This is a genomic window from Kushneria marisflavi, assembly GCF_002157205.1.
GTDB classification, from domain to species: Bacteria; Pseudomonadota; Gammaproteobacteria; order Pseudomonadales; family Halomonadaceae; genus Kushneria; species Kushneria marisflavi.
Genome location: NZ_CP021358.1, coordinates 874,784 through 888,617 on the forward strand (window position 1 = coordinate 874,784; position 13,834 = coordinate 888,617).

Here is a 13,834-nt window from a genome sequence, read left to right on the forward strand (position 1 = left end):
GGTCATGACAGCATGGCTGAATCGTGTCACCTTTTCCTTGCCGTAATGCTGAAAGAGATTAACCGGTGAATCAAGCACCAATGGCATGGACCCACGTCGTATTGACAGACCACTGTCTTTTATATCGGGAAATAACATCATGACGCTTGCAGAGATTGCGCGCTTGGCGGGCGTATCACGGACCACGGCAAGCTACGTCATCAACGGAAAGTCGCGCCAGCACCGCATCAGCGAGGCGACGGTCAAACGCGTCATGGCGGTGATCGAGGAGCACGGCTATCGGGTTGATGCCCAGGCGGCCGCCCTGCGCCGCGGGGTCAGCCGTACCTTGGGATTTGTTCTGCCTGATCTGGAGAACACCAGCTACGCACGGCTGGCCAAGCTTTTGGAACAGGGCGCACGCAGTGCGGGATATCAGCTGTTGATGGTCAGCTCCAACGATGACCCGGACACGGAAAGAGAACTCCTCAGCGCCCTGCAGGCCAGGCGCTGTGATGCTCTGATCGTGGCATCAAGCCTGCCGCCGGGTGACAGCCGCTATCAGCGTTTGATCGACACCGGCATGCCGATAGTGGCCGTGGATCGGGCACTGGATGACACACTGATGCCCTGCATCATCAGTGAAAACCATCAGACCGCCATGACGCTGACCGCCTCGGTACTGTCCCGCCCGGAGCCGACACCACAGCCACAGGAGGTGTTGTGGCTTGACGCACTGCCAGGACTTGCCAATACCCTTGAGCGACGCGATGGCTTCATGGCCGCGATCAGGGCCTGTGACGGGCAGACACCACACGCCTACCATCGCTGCGGCGGGCGCTATGATCGAGAAACCGGTATGGCACTCATGCGTGAACACCTTGAGCATCACGATATGCCCCAGGCACTGGTGACCGCCTCCTACACGCTGCTTGAAGGCGCGCTGGACGTATTGCTGACGAAGTATTCAATGGAGACGCTGCAGGCGCGCGCCCTGCGCATGGCGACCTTTGGTAATGACCGGCTGTTGGACTTTCTGCCGTTGAAGGTCAATTCGATGCAGCAAAACCTTGAGCGCATCGCGGCACTGGCGCTGTCCAGTGTCATGGAGGGGATCAACGGTCGACTCTGCCCCGGCACGGTCGAAGTAGAACGCACCCTTATCCGGCGATACTGAGCGCTTCGAAACCGTCAGCGAGCCCGTAAACGTTGATTGGGTCAGGCGATGGCCTGACCCTGATATTCATACACACCGTACTGCCAGTGGGCACGGCCCGGCCTTCTGGGCCCCTGCCAGCCACGGGAAATCAGCTCTCGCGCCAGCAGATGATTGATCATGCCGTGGCCGACAAACAGCACCGAGCAGTGTTCACGGGCCAGCTCGATCAGCTTGCTGGCCGCCGCATCGGCGCGATGAAAAACGGCTCGACGTCCTTCTGCATTGCCGTGATAGCCCATGAGCCACAGCGCACGGAAGGCGATCAGCCAGAAGGTGGTCGGCAGTGACGGCGTCGGCCAGCGGCCGCTGCCGTGCGGCAGGTCAATTTCGCGCATCAGGGGATCGCTGTAGACGATGTTACCTACCTCCAGTCTCAGCGCCGACTCGAGCGAGCGCGGCAGATCGCTGCAGGCCACGGCGGCACACTCACGAGCCACAGACAGAGCGCGATCACAACGCGTCCCCTCATCCAGACCCGCCAGCTGATAGCGGGCCACCCAGTGTCTGAAATCAGCAGCGGCCATCTTTTCGTCAAAACGCACCCGCGGCGCCCCATGCCGCATCAGGATGATTTTCATTCCCCGCTGCTCCACACCAAAACTTGATTGAAATTAATTCTAATTGGCAGAGTATAGGCGCTACCACTCCCATTCAGGCTCGCGCAAAATCGTTGTCTTTTGTGAACAATCGCCACGGCTCCTGTCAGTGTCATATTTGAAGCGTTTCAATTCTCAACGTCATTGTGGTGAGCATGTCAAAAGCCGTACTTGAAAAGGTGGCATCGGACGAGACTGTCCTTGACGCGCTGCCCGATGTGATTGCAGGTCCCATGCTGCGCCGCCTGCTGCCCGAACGGATGACGCTGTGGCTGGTGGCCTCAAGGCCGCTGTCACTCACGCTGGTTCTTGAGCGCCAAGGTGAGCGCGCCATGCGCCTGCCACTTGATGAACAGCAGTGCCGCCGCCTGCCCATTGGCACCCATGCCGTGGTCCACATGATCGATGTCGCCCTCTCTCCAGCGCTCGTTGAAGGAGAAATCTTTCAATACGATCTGCTGATCGAAAATGAGGGGCAACATCACGGCATTGCCGAGTGGGCACCGCAGCTGTGTCATGAGGGGGAGTCCCAACCGACCGTGCGCCATGCCATGACGCTGACCTCCATTGCCCACGGCTCATGTCGGCGGCCGCATCATGATGCCCCCGACGGACTGGCCCGGCTGGATCGGGAGCTTCAGGCCAGGCGCACCACACCCGAGCAGTGGCCTTCACTTTTGATGATGAGCGGTGATCAGATCTACGCCGATGATGTCGCAGGCCCCATGCTTTTGGCCATTACCGCGTTGGTCAAGCGCCTGGGGCTTTATCATGAGCGCTTTGAGTCGGCCGAAATCAGCGACAGTCACGACCTTCTACAGGACCCGTGGCTTTACCAGCGTAACCAGCTGCTGCCGGCCACGCCGGAAAACAGTTTGCTGCAGCGCTACTTCTTTCGCGGCAAGAAAAAACCGATCTTTACCGCGGTCGGAGCGGACAATCACCTGATCAGTCTGAGCGAGATACTGGCGATGTATCTGCTGGTCTGGTCACCCGTGGCCTGGCAGCTCATCGATATCGAGCCTCCCGAACTGGATGACAAGGCGGCCAGGCGCTTTGAAAAGGAACGCAAGGCACTGGATCATTTTATCGAGGAGCTGCCCGCGGTCCGTCGCGTCCTGGCGCATCTGCCCACCTGGATGATCTTTGACGATCATGATGTGACCGACGACTGGAATCTGACCGCCCAGTGGGAAGAGACGGCACTGAGACACCCCTTTTCGCGCCGCATCATGGGCAATGCCATGATCGGCTACCTGATCTGTCAGGGCTGGGGCAATGCGCCCGAGCGCTTTGACGACGAGCTCATGGCACAGCTTCAGGCCCATGCCGAGGCTCCTGAAGAAGAAACACATGACGCCCTGATCAATACGCTGCTGGCGTTTGATCGCTGGCACTACACCCTGCCGACCCGGCCGGCCATGGTGGTGCTGGATACCCGAACCCGGCGCTGGCCCAATGAGCGGGTCCCGCACAAGCCCTCGGGCCTGATGGACTGGGAGTCACTGACCGAGCTGCAACAGGAGCTCATGGGACACGACGCCGTCATCATGGTCTCGGCCGCACCGGTGTTTGGCGTCAAGCTGATCGAAACCGTGCAGCGCGTTTTTGTCTGGCTCAATCGCCCCTTGCTGGTGGATGCCGAAAACTGGATGTCTCATCGCGGCGCTGCCCACGTCATGCTCAACATCTTTCGGCATCGCCAGACGCCACAGAATTTCATCGTTCTGTCAGGGGATGTGCACTACAGCTTTGCCTACGACGTGCAGCTGCGAGGACAGCATCAACGCCCCCGCATCTGGCAGGTGACCAGCAGCGGCATCCGCAACGAGTTCCCGGATACCCTGCTTGATACTCTGGACCGGATCAATCGCTGGCTGTTTGCGGCCCACTCTCCGGTGAACTGGCTGACCAAGCGCCGCCATATGCGGATCAAGCCCCGCCAGCCGGATAATCGCTCTCCGGGCGAGCGGCTGGTCAACAAGGCGGGGATCGGTCTTTTGCGTCTGGACGACCAGGGGCGACCACGGGAGATTCTCCAGCTGGGCGGTGATGATCAGGACGTACGCTTTGAGCGCGATGACTGAACACTTCCCGCCAGCGCCTGGCCCTGACAGCACAACGCCCGGCAGGTACCGGGCGTTATGAAAGGACATGTCATTATCAGAGGCTCAGCTCGAGGCCTCATCTTCGTCATCACTGGCCGGCGCATCGCGCTTCTGGCTGGCATCACCTTCTGATGCCGCACCCTGTTCGGAAGCGTCTGCCTTGTCAGGCGAGGATGGCTCCTGATCCGTCTTCTCAGGCACGCCCTTCTGCCAGTCGTCCCAATCATTGACGATGGCTTCGATCAGTGGATAGCCCGCACGTACCATATTGGTCAATGCCGGCGTATAACCGCCCTGCTTGGCATAGCCAATCAGGCCATCGGCATCGGAAAGCCCTTCGTAGGGGCGATTGAAGCTGGCACCTGCGCGGACCACCACGGTACGTTCTCGCTGGAGGCGACCAGCTTCGTCGGCACGCTTGAGCGCCGTCAGAATGGCGTTGTCTTCCTGCTGACCGGTGCAGATGCTGGCCTTGTCGCCGGCCACCTGCTTGCCGAGCTGGCCGGCGCGGTCGGCGAGTCGATTGCCATACCACCAGGTATCACTGGAAACGCTGTCACACTGCACAACCGTGGGCGCCTCGTTGGCAGGCGCATAGTCGTAGTGCTTGCGATAGGCCGCAGCACCATCGCTGTCAGCAAGCTCAACACCTTCTGAAAGCTTAACGGCCCGATCCACCAGTGCATCATCAAGATGATAGAACTCGGTGCCATACTCCTGGTGCGGGTCCTGAGTCGGGGTATGGGTATTGATGCTCAGATATCCCGTGGTCCAGCCCTCTGGAATATCGCGGGCATCAAGTTCCCACTGGATACCGAAATCCACCAGATAACGCGGCCAGGTGGGCGTGCCCAGCGTCCCCTGACGCGGATCAATACTGGCCACACCCGAGACCAGAAACCAGCTGTCCGAGAGATCGAATTTCGGCGAAAACGCCAGCGTGGAGATGGAGGTCGCGGCATTGGCATAGCCCTTGCCGGTGGTCATCAGGCACACATCGTCATCGTTGCAGCTGACACTGCCGAACGAGCCGTGCAGACCGGGCACTTCGATGTCCTGTGTCGGTGCCAGCTTCTCGGCCCAGACCTTGCGCTCGGGGCCAAAGGTAGTAATCACCATCGCCCGGACATGGCGCGGCTTTTGCTCCTCGGCCTTTTTGGCGGCCGTCTCATCGGTGTCCTCGTCATCGTTCGAGGAAGCCGTTTCCTCGGCGTGCTCAGGCTCCTTTGCCTCCTTCGTCGTGGCCTCCTGCGCCATACCGCTATCCCTGCTGTCCTGATCGGCCTTTTGTGCATCGGCCAGCGCGGGGAGCGACAGCGGCAGGGTCAGAAAAGTAACTGCCAGCAAACGGAGATCAATCATGACATAACCTGCTGTTTCATCGAGATGGTGGGGATCATCTCACATCCATTCGCCGGGCAATATGCCCTTCGAAGAATACGCAGGAACCAACCGAATGCCCTGCAGTGACAACCTCCTCCAATTTAATTAAAATTAATAATTAAGCACCTGCTCATTTTTTCAGGCAGGTGGCCTGCCATGCCATTTCGGCGATCGCGCAGCCTTGAGCCCGGCCATTCCCGCCCGGACAGGCCATAAAGTTTGTGATCGTTGCGCCGTTAAAAATGAAGATTCCAAACTTTAGCTTTTTTTAAAGTGCTCTCTGCCCGCATCTGCCGGAACTGTCGATGCCCTATCCGAACTCGTTGCGTAATCGATTCATCATCACGCTCTCCATCATGCTGGTGCTGGTCATGGGCATTCTGGTCTTTATTCTGCATCAGCTGATGATTCCCAACCTGATCAGTGAAGAGCGTCAGAGCGCCCACGTATACGCCAACGCATTGCAAAGAGGCATCGATCAAAATGCTCGCTCACTCGGTGATATGGCCTATCAGTGGGCAAGCTGGGTCAGCACCCGGGAGTTCATGGAAGGCAAGTTGCCGGACTTCCCACAAACCCACATTACCCCTGCCGTCTTCGCCGATCACGAAGCCGACCTGATGTTGATTACCGACATCAATGATGGCGTCGCCTGGGTGGCCGGGCGCAACCCGGTCAATGGCAGGGTGACGTCCTGTGCCAGACCGGAAGGCCCCTGCCGCTGGGCCATCGAGCAGGTCCGTCAGATCCAGAGGCAGCTGCCGATGGCCGACACCACGCCACGCATCGGCATCGCGCCAGGGTTTGCCCTGCTCAGCACCTGGCCCGTCGCACGCCAGGACAGTCCGCTGGCGTCGGGTAAACTGACACTGGTACGTTTTCTGCCCGGGCAATGGCAGCTCAACCCGGAAGACAGCGCCTCGACCCTGACGCTTTCGACCGCTCGCCAGAACACTGAGAGCGACAATGGCGCGACCAGGGCAGACATTGACGCCACCAGTGACGATAGCCTGCTCCTGACGCTGATCAGAGAAAGTGCCACGCCCGGCTATGAGGTGCTGATGACCACCCGCCTTGATCGCCGGGGTCTGCGCACCGGTATCGAGCGCTTCAACCTGACCATGCTGGGCGCCCTGGGGCTTTTGCTGGGGATCATGATGCTGATGCTATGGATATTTCGCGCCATCGTACTGCGCCCGATCGCCGAGCTTTCCCGCTATGCCATGGCCCTGCGTCAGTCACCGGGCGAGCATCTGGAATCACCGCCCCCCTGGCTACAGGCACGTGGCGATGAACTTGGCATCATGGCGCGCGAGTTTCAAACACTGATCAAGGAGCTCAACGATCGCAACGCGCACCTCAAGGCACTGACCAACCGTGATGCCCTGACAGGGCTTGGCAATCGGCGCCTGCTGGATCGTCAGCTGCCGCGTATTCTCTCCCTGACCCATCGGCTTGATCGCCCCGTGGCACTGATCATGATCGATGTCGACCACTTCAAGCTCTACAACGACTTCTACGGCCATCCGGAGGGCGATCAGTGCCTCAAGACCATCGCCGAAACGCTCAGCGACATCTTTCAGCGCGAATCGGATCTTGTGGCCCGCATCGGCGGAGAGGAGTTCGTGATCGTACTGCCCGACTTCGACCTTGACCGCGCCATGGACATCGCTCGCGGGGTCTGTACCGCCATGGAGGCGCAGTGCCTGCCTCATGAGCCTTCGCCCACCCACAAATACGTCACCATCAGTGCCGGTGTGGCGATCTCCTCGCCCGAGCATCCGCTCCCGGGCGAGGTTCTGATCAAGCGGGCCGACGAGGCGCTCTATCAGATCAAGAAAAGCAGCCGTAACGCCGTTGGATGTGCCAGTCCCGGCTGATTCAGCCGCGCATGGCAATAAACGTCCACAAAAGCGTGGCCGCCGCCAGCGAGGTGATCTCCTGCGGGTCATAGGGCGGTGACACTTCCACCACATCCATACCGATCAGATTGAACTCCCGCAGGGCTTCCAGAAGCTCCAGCGCTTTCATGGTGGTAATACCACCGATCTCGGGCGTGCCGGTCCCTGGCGCATGAGCCGGATCCAGCACATCGATATCGAAGGTGACGTAGATGGGCGATGATCCCATGCGCTCGCGTACCTTCTGTGCCAGCGCGGCACCTTCCAGTCGCATCAGCTCGCGCGAGCTCAACCACTCACCACCCTGCTCGCACAGCCAGTCCCGCGTACTCGGCTCGACCGGTGAGCGAAGTCCCAGACTCAGAACCCGCTCCGGGGCGACCAATCCCTCGTCGATGGCGTTGCGCAAAAAGGTGCCATGGCCGATGTCGTCGCCGAAGTGGCTGGACCAGGTATCACAGTGGGCATCGAAATGAATCAGCGACAACGGCTGACCCTGCAGGCGGCGCTGCGCGCGCAGAACGCCCAGCGTGGTCATGTGATCGCCCCCGGCGCATAGAAGCGTCTGGCCGGGCGCCTGTTCGCAGGCAGCCATGACGCCGGCTTCAATGCGTCTGAGCGCGTCATGCTGGCCGACCTGCATGATGTCGAGATCGCCAAGATCGCTGACCAGCGCGCAAGGGTCGGTTTCAAACTCGGGATGACGGCCATCGGTCAGCATCATGCTGGCCCGGCGCAGGGCATTGGGGGCCATACGGGCGCCCGGGCGAAAGGTGACCGAGCAGTCATAGGGCAGCCCCAGAAAGGCGAAGGGCCGCGTACTGTCCTGCGGCGCCTTCAAGAAGGTGGCGATACCCTGATACGGCAGACCAAACATGACGTTCCCCTGTTTCGACGTACAACGCATATAAAGGTGATGACGAAAGCACGCATCCTGAGGCCGACCCACAAATGGGTCAACGGTTTCAGCGAGCATGCCATCGCACTGGTTTCAGGGTAGTCAGGGATAAGCGGAAATGACCACGCTAGCCGGCCAGACTGACGCTTCGGATCAGCGCGATGACGGTCATACCGGGCTTGAGTCCGAGCGCTTCGCCGGCCTCAAGCGTAATGCGAGACGAAAGCGACTGATCGCCGAGCGAAAGCGTGACTTCAAGCGTGCCGGGCGCCCCCGGCGTGATGGCGGAAACGATGGCCTCAAGCTGGTTGCGAACGCTGCTGTCCCTTTGAGGCGACAGCGCAATCGCCACCTCCCGACGGCGCACACGAACTCGCAGCATGCTGCCCTCGAGTCGGTCCAGCAGCGGTAGCGTCAGGCGCTGCCTATCACCGAGGGTCAGCCGCGTGGCGTGATAGTGATGATCGTGCGAATGCACCTGCGCCTGTAAAAGCGAGCTGGCCTCGAACCCACCCAGCCAGGGCGTCATATCTCCCCGCGACAGCAGATGCTCCAGGGCGTCGCTGGCAACAATCTGCCCCTGATCCATCACCACGAGCTGCTCGGCCACGGCCATCAGCTCTTCGGGATCGTGGCTGACAAACAGGATGGGCAAATCGATCTCGCGGGTCAGGCGCAGGATATAGTCCAGAAGCTCCTGCTTGCGGGCGCCGTCCAGCCCCGTCAGGGGCTCATCCATCAGCAGCATGTCCGGCTCGGCCAGCAGCGCCCGGCCAATCGCGACTCGCCGTGCCTCGCCCCCTGATAGCGCCCCGGGCATGCGATCCAGCAGTGCCTCGATGCCCAGCAGCGACACGATTCGATCAAACGCTGCGCCACGAGTGATCCGGCGTGCGTAGGTCAGATTGCTGCGCACGCGATAATGCGGAAACAGCCGCGCTTCCTGAAAGACCACGCCCAGGCGACGCTGATGAGGCGGAATGAAAATCCCGCGCTCGGTATCCACAAAGGTGCGCTCGTTGAGCACCACGCGCCCCTGATCGGGACGATCCAGACCGGCCAGCATGCGCAACAGCGTGGTCTTGCCGCTGCCCGAATGGCCGAACAGGGCTGTCACTCCCGAACCGGGAATGGTGATGTCGACATCGACGTTGAAACTGCCCTGCCGGTGCTGGATACACAGTTCAAGCATGCCGGCTTCCTTGCGACATCATGGTCATCGTGTCTCCCTGATCATGTCATCCCACGGTCCCGACCAGCCATGCGACGGCGGGTTCGGCGTGCCAGCCACTCCGAGGCGATTAGCGAAACCATGGCGACCACGACCGAGATCACGCACAAACGGGCTGCGGCATCTTCCATGCCGGGTGTCTGGATCAGGGAATAGAGCGCCAGCGGCAGCGTTCGTGTCTCCCCGGGAATGTTGGAGGCAAAGGTGATGGTGGCGCCAAATTCCGACAGCGCCCGGGCAAAGGCCAGTACGGCGCCGGTTACCAGCCCCGGTACTGCCAATGGCAGGGTAATGGTAAAAAAGACCCGCAGCCTTGAAGCGCCCAGCGTCCGGGCGGCCGCTTCAAGCCGCGGGTCTACCGCTTCCAGTGACAGCCTGACGGCGCGCACCAGCAGCGGAAAGGCCATGACACCACCTGCCAGCGCGGCTCCCTGCCAGGTAAAGGGCAGCGAAATCCCCAGATGCTCATTGAGCCAGCTCCCCACGAGGCCCCGACGACCCATGATGACCAGCAGCAGATATCCCACCACCACCGGTGGCAGCACCAGGGGCAGATGGACAATGCCATCCAGCAATGACTTGCCGATAAACTCGTGGCGCGCCAATAGCCAGGCCATGGCAATCCCCGGCACCAGGATGATCAAAAGCGCCGTGCCGGAGACCTGCAGGCTGATGCGAAGCGCTTCGATTTCAAGCGGTGTCAGCACATCGGCATCCCGGCGTGGTGACCCGGCAGGCAGTGATCAGGGCGCATCACTTGATCCATTCATTTCAAAGCCATACTGCTTGAAGGTGCTGGCCGCTTCCTCGCTGCCCAGCCATTGCAAAAAGGCCCGGGCCTGTGGGCTCGGGTCCTTGCCCACCAGCGCGGCCGGATAGGTAATCGGGTCGTGACTGCTGGCCGGGAACAGGCCCAGCTGATGGACGTGCTCGCCGGCCATGGCATCGGTGGCATAGACCACGCCCAGCGGTGTCTCGCCACGCGAGACCAGCGCCAGTGCACCGCGAACGTCGCTGGCGCGCGCGAGACGGGGCTCGAGTGCCTGCCACTGACCGAGATGCTCGAAGGCCTGTCTGGCGTAGATACCGGCCGGCACATGGTCCGGATCCCCCACCGCAATACGATCGTTGCCCTTGAGATATTGAACCAGGGGATGGTCGGCATCCGGCGTAAAGTCTTCGATACCGCTCTGCTCAGAAGTGATCAGCGCCAGACGATTGTTGAGCAGATCATGACGTGCCTGAATCGGCTCACCCTGCGCTTCGAGCCAGTCCATCCATTTTTCGTTGGCCGAAAGATAAATATCCGCCGGTGCCCCCTGGGAGATCTGTCTTGCCAGCGTCGAAGAGGAGGCATAGACCGGCACGATGTCGACGTCATGATGCTGCTCGTAGCGCTCGACCAGCGTGTTCATGACGTCGGTCAGGGAAGCTGCCGCCTGAACATCGACGCGCTCTGCAGCACCTGCCGTGTGACAGCAGACCATTGCCGCCGCCGTGAGAATAATGAAGGGCCTGAACATGAAATCCGATCTTCCTTGATGAGGATAGACATTAAGGTGACACAGTATTTTTCCGATGTGCTTATGCTTGCACATCGAAATATCATAGCTCAAATCTTCTTCATTCGCGCCGCTGCCGGACGACCAATAGCCTCAGCGGCATGCCCGCAGACACCAAAATGTCAGGTGTGCTCATCATCAAGAAGCGTCAGCGTATGCTTCAGGTCAGCGAAATGGGCATCCACGGCGCTGCGGGTCTGCTGCTCAACGCGGCGGTAACGCGCAATGATGTCCAGGCCCAGCGGTGTCAGGTGAGCACCACCATGGTCGGCGCCCCCCTTGCTGGAGCGCACCAGCGGTTGGCCAAAGGCGCCGTTGAGCGCATCGACCAGATGACGGGTCTTGCGATAACTGATGCTGGTCTGTCTGGCGGCGGCGGTGATGGAACCGGTCGCCTGGATGGCCTCCAGCAGGGCCACCTTGCCCGGCCCAAGAATCAGCCCGTTGTCAAACACAAGGCGCAGCTTGGTCTCGGGACAGGACACGTCGATGGTCATGACGACCCCACCTCCTCTGGACTGGAATAACAGGTCGCCGTTATAACACGCGCGTTCGAGAGCTGCAGGGCCTTGCCGACAGCCCCACTGAAAAGACATTCTCCAGAGCTCCAGAGGCTCTTTTACGTCATGAAAGGGGTGTTCCCTGCTGACCTGTCATGACTTTCACACAGGTGATTCGATTACTGGCGCGGGATCTCCCAGGAGTTGTGTTCATCCATCAGACAAACCAGGCTTTTATGAGCAGGTCAATGGCCTGCCGGTTTTCACCCCAGGGAAGGAGAAAGACGATGAAAGCGACATGGCTTGCCCCCATCATGCTGGCACTGGCCGTCACTCCGGCATTGGCCAGTGACACGGATACCGATGATGGGCAGATGCAAAATGATTCGTTAGGCGAACAGCAAAACACCTCTTCAAACCCGTCGGATACCGAAGCTGGTACTGCAGGCAAGGATCATGAGGAGCGAACGACGCGCCAGAGTGATGACATGAAGCTGGAGGCTGCCGACCACGACAGGACCAACGCCAGCCGCGGTGACATGCGCCTGGAGGGTGACACGGACACCTGATGGACCGGCAGGGGCGCCCCACGACGTATCGCGCCCCTGCCCGCCTTCCCCTTTCCAGTGCTGAAGAAGCGCCATGACGTCAGGCTGCTTTCACGGCCCTGATCTATAGTGTGTTTGACCGATAGATTTCAGGCTCTGCTGCTGCAGCCTCTCGATGTTCTGCAGCGCCACCCTGATACAGGAGAAACCGCATGAAAGCAGCATGGATCGCCCCTTTCCTTCTGGCCCTGGCCGCCACCCCGGCGCTGGCGTCAGACACCGGCAATAACGATCAGCAAACCATTCAAACGCAGGGCAGCGTTTCCCCCAACGCCATCAATCCCGGCCAGGGCAAGCAGCCTGATGGCCACGCCCAGGGTGGCGACAATCAACAGCATACCGATGATTTCGGCGCCTCCCCCGTGTCCAATGCGCAAGGCGACAACGATAGTGCCGCGAGTGATGATGACGCCAGCAAGGATGGCAAATCAGGCACGGACAGCAGCGCCAGTGCCGGCAGCAATCACTGAGCCACAAGGCACCGCTTTTATTCAGGACAAGAAAACGGCCTCCCGACAGGGAGGCCGTTTCATGACAGCACCCGATATTAAACGCCGTCAGTATCAGGGCTTGATGTGGATGACGCTGTCGGGCTTATCGGTCTGATGGTTCTCGTCGAGCTTCTGCTTCAGGGTCACATACGCACCGGTAGCATCCGAGATCGCAGCCAGACTGTTGGGCATCAGCGGCGTCCTGATCGTATCAAGCAGCTTGTGGCTCTCTCGATCAAAGAGGGTCACCGTCTGCGCCTTGCGGTTGGTCACGTAGAGGCGATCGTCTGTCAGCATGAGTGCCAGCGCCCCATCGCCGCTTTTTAGCGTATCGACAGCCTTGCCGTTTTCCGTATCCAGCACCGTGACATTACCGCTGTTGGCATTGGTGACGTACAGCTGGTGCTTGTCGCTATCAAGGGCAAGATTCAGCGGGCCATCTCCCCCGGTGGGCCACTTTGCAATGATCTTGTGGCTGTCCATGTCGACCACGCGCACGGCGTTGTCCTTCATGGTAGAGACATAGATCCGCCCGCCATCATGATCCACGGCAAGGCCGGTCGCCCAGACCCCGAACCCTTCGATGGTATCGGTCAGGGTCAGGTCGTCACCGTTGATGACCCACAGCACGCTCTTGTCACCCACACCAGTCACATAAAGCGTATTGCTTTGCTCATCGACACTGAGCTGACGCGGATTGGGACCAAAGACGTCGTTCTTTTTCGCCCTGGCCTTTTCAGCATCGGTGGCAAGCGCCAGATGATGCCTGGTGTTGTCATCCAGATTGATGGCGGTCACGCTCTGATCCAGCGTATGGCCCACAAACAGCGTATGTGTCTTCTCGTTGAGTGCCAGACCAAAGGGCTTTTGATCCAGTTTGATGGTGTCCTTGATCTCCAGCGTTTGCGGGTCAAGACGATAGATACTGCCACCCTCGCCTTCACCATAATTATCGCTGGCGCCCTTACCGAAGCCGCCGGTGGCCGCCACATAGATCGACTGCTGAGACGGGCTGAAGACCAGTTCATAAAGCCCCTGGTCCACGTCCTTGTGTCCCACAATGTGATCAGAGACGCTCTGCTGTTCGACACCCTGTGACTGGGCCGGCTGCTCGTTCGCGACCGCCCAGGGGGCCGACAGGGTTACAAGCCCCAGCGCGATAAAGGCGCCCTGCAGGACACGAGCGCGACGAGAAGGTGTTTTTGTCATGAACAATTCTCACAATGAAATGCGATGTTGAGTGTGCCCGGAAGACTAGCACATGAATGAAAATGATTCTCAACCATCACTGTCATGTCATCAGCTCCCGGCGCCCTCCTCATTATCAGTGCGTTGATACCGGCGCCCACCATGCCGGG

Annotated in this window: 13 protein-coding genes; 5 read left to right on the forward strand and 8 right to left on the reverse strand. The window is 60.0% G+C overall.

What is annotated here, in order from left to right; genetic code table 11:
• The first annotated feature begins 139 nt into the window (after positions 1–139).
• Positions 140–1,156, forward strand: a complete 1,017-nt coding sequence (gene cra / locus B9H00_RS04010; protein WP_086899582.1) for a catabolite repressor/activator — start codon at positions 140–142, stop codon at positions 1,154–1,156.
• Between the two features lie 41 nt (positions 1,157–1,197).
• On the opposite strand, the gene B9H00_RS04015 is transcribed toward cra, so the two are convergent.
• On the reverse strand, positions 1,198–1,776 hold the full coding sequence (locus tag B9H00_RS04015; RefSeq protein ID WP_086899583.1) for a histidine phosphatase family protein: 579 nt from the start codon (positions 1,774–1,776) through the stop codon (positions 1,198–1,200).
• A 173-nt stretch (positions 1,777–1,949) separates the two neighbouring features.
• Here B9H00_RS04015 and B9H00_RS04020 point away from each other — a divergent pair, with 173 nt between their 5' ends.
• The gene (locus B9H00_RS04020) at positions 1,950–3,881 is read left to right on the forward strand and encodes an alkaline phosphatase D family protein (RefSeq protein WP_086899584.1); all 1,932 of its coding nucleotides are present in this window, start codon (positions 1,950–1,952) and stop codon (positions 3,879–3,881) included.
• An 84-nt stretch (positions 3,882–3,965) separates the two neighbouring features.
• Here B9H00_RS04020 and B9H00_RS04025 read toward each other — a convergent pair whose 3' ends face one another.
• Entirely contained in the window at positions 3,966–5,264 is a 1,299-nt protein-coding gene (locus tag B9H00_RS04025) for a purine-nucleoside phosphorylase (RefSeq protein WP_236944349.1), read from the reverse strand.
• A 326-nt stretch (positions 5,265–5,590) separates the two neighbouring features.
• Between B9H00_RS04025 and B9H00_RS04030 the strand changes: the two genes are divergently transcribed.
• Positions 5,591–7,165, forward strand: a complete 1,575-nt coding sequence (locus tag B9H00_RS04030) for a sensor domain-containing diguanylate cyclase (protein ID WP_086899585.1) — start codon at positions 5,591–5,593, stop codon at positions 7,163–7,165.
• A 1-nt stretch (position 7,166) separates the two neighbouring features.
• Here the strand turns inward: B9H00_RS04030 and speB are convergent, their stop codons facing one another.
• The 5 genes from speB to B9H00_RS04055 form a co-directional block, all read right to left on the reverse strand.
• The gene (gene speB / locus B9H00_RS04035) at positions 7,167–8,063 is read right to left on the reverse strand and encodes an agmatinase (protein ID WP_157663174.1); all 897 of its coding nucleotides are present in this window, start codon (positions 8,061–8,063) and stop codon (positions 7,167–7,169) included.
• A 148-nt stretch (positions 8,064–8,211) separates the two neighbouring features.
• Positions 8,212–9,276 (reverse strand): molybdenum ABC transporter ATP-binding protein, encoded by a 1,065-nt coding sequence (gene modC, locus B9H00_RS04040; protein WP_086899587.1) that lies wholly within the window; start codon positions 9,274–9,276, stop codon positions 8,212–8,214.
• Between the two features lie 41 nt (positions 9,277–9,317).
• A complete protein-coding gene (modB, locus tag B9H00_RS04045) occupies positions 9,318–10,022 on the reverse strand; it encodes a molybdate ABC transporter permease subunit (RefSeq protein WP_086899588.1) in 705 nt (234 codons plus the stop codon).
• A gap of 36 nt (positions 10,023–10,058) precedes the next feature.
• A complete protein-coding gene (modA, locus tag B9H00_RS04050) occupies positions 10,059–10,838 on the reverse strand; it encodes a molybdate ABC transporter substrate-binding protein (protein ID WP_086899589.1) in 780 nt (259 codons plus the stop codon).
• A gap of 161 nt (positions 10,839–10,999) precedes the next feature.
• Positions 11,000–11,374: a winged helix-turn-helix domain-containing protein gene (locus B9H00_RS04055; RefSeq protein ID WP_086899590.1), complete on the reverse strand. Its 375-nt coding sequence runs from the start codon at positions 11,372–11,374 to the stop codon at positions 11,000–11,002.
• A gap of 290 nt (positions 11,375–11,664) precedes the next feature.
• Between B9H00_RS04055 and B9H00_RS04060 the strand changes: the two genes are divergently transcribed.
• Both B9H00_RS04060 and B9H00_RS04065 read left to right on the forward strand, forming a co-directional pair.
• The gene (locus B9H00_RS04060; RefSeq protein WP_086899591.1) at positions 11,665–11,946 is read left to right on the forward strand and encodes a hypothetical protein; all 282 of its coding nucleotides are present in this window, start codon (positions 11,665–11,667) and stop codon (positions 11,944–11,946) included.
• A 191-nt stretch (positions 11,947–12,137) separates the two neighbouring features.
• Positions 12,138–12,455: a hypothetical protein gene (locus B9H00_RS04065; RefSeq protein ID WP_086899592.1), complete on the forward strand. Its 318-nt coding sequence runs from the start codon at positions 12,138–12,140 to the stop codon at positions 12,453–12,455.
• Between the two features lie 93 nt (positions 12,456–12,548).
• Here the strand turns inward: B9H00_RS04065 and B9H00_RS04070 are convergent, their stop codons facing one another.
• A complete protein-coding gene (locus B9H00_RS04070) occupies positions 12,549–13,685 on the reverse strand; it encodes a YncE family protein (protein ID WP_086899593.1) in 1,137 nt (378 codons plus the stop codon).
• Positions 13,686–13,834: the final 149 nt, after the last annotated feature.

What these genes read in the sequence shown, in the direction of transcription:
- B9H00_RS04065 (WP_086899592.1), top strand. Translation starts at nt 12,138, where the DNA reads ATGAAAGCAGCATGGATCGCCCCTTTCCTTCTGGCCCTGGCCGCCACC.
- modA (WP_086899589.1), bottom strand. Translation starts at nt 10,838, where the DNA reads ATGTTCAGGCCCTTCATTATTCTCACGGCGGCGGCAATGGTCTGCTGT.
- B9H00_RS04030 (WP_086899585.1), top strand. Translation starts at nt 5,591, where the DNA reads ATGCCCTATCCGAACTCGTTGCGTAATCGATTCATCATCACGCTCTCC.
- B9H00_RS04020 (WP_086899584.1), top strand. Translation starts at nt 1,950, where the DNA reads ATGTCAAAAGCCGTACTTGAAAAGGTGGCATCGGACGAGACTGTCCTT.
- speB (WP_157663174.1), bottom strand. Translation starts at nt 8,063, where the DNA reads ATGTTTGGTCTGCCGTATCAGGGTATCGCCACCTTCTTGAAGGCGCCG.
- B9H00_RS04025 (WP_236944349.1), bottom strand. Translation starts at nt 5,264, where the DNA reads ATGATTGATCTCCGTTTGCTGGCAGTTACTTTTCTGACCCTGCCGCTG.
- B9H00_RS04015 (WP_086899583.1), bottom strand. Translation starts at nt 1,776, where the DNA reads ATGAAAATCATCCTGATGCGGCATGGGGCGCCGCGGGTGCGTTTTGAC.
- B9H00_RS04070 (WP_086899593.1), bottom strand. Translation starts at nt 13,685, where the DNA reads ATGACAAAAACACCTTCTCGTCGCGCTCGTGTCCTGCAGGGCGCCTTT.
- cra (WP_086899582.1), top strand. Translation starts at nt 140, where the DNA reads ATGACGCTTGCAGAGATTGCGCGCTTGGCGGGCGTATCACGGACCACG.
- B9H00_RS04060 (WP_086899591.1), top strand. Translation starts at nt 11,665, where the DNA reads ATGAAAGCGACATGGCTTGCCCCCATCATGCTGGCACTGGCCGTCACT.
- B9H00_RS04055 (WP_086899590.1), bottom strand. Translation starts at nt 11,374, where the DNA reads ATGACCATCGACGTGTCCTGTCCCGAGACCAAGCTGCGCCTTGTGTTT.
- modC (WP_086899587.1), bottom strand. Translation starts at nt 9,276, where the DNA reads ATGCTTGAACTGTGTATCCAGCACCGGCAGGGCAGTTTCAACGTCGAT.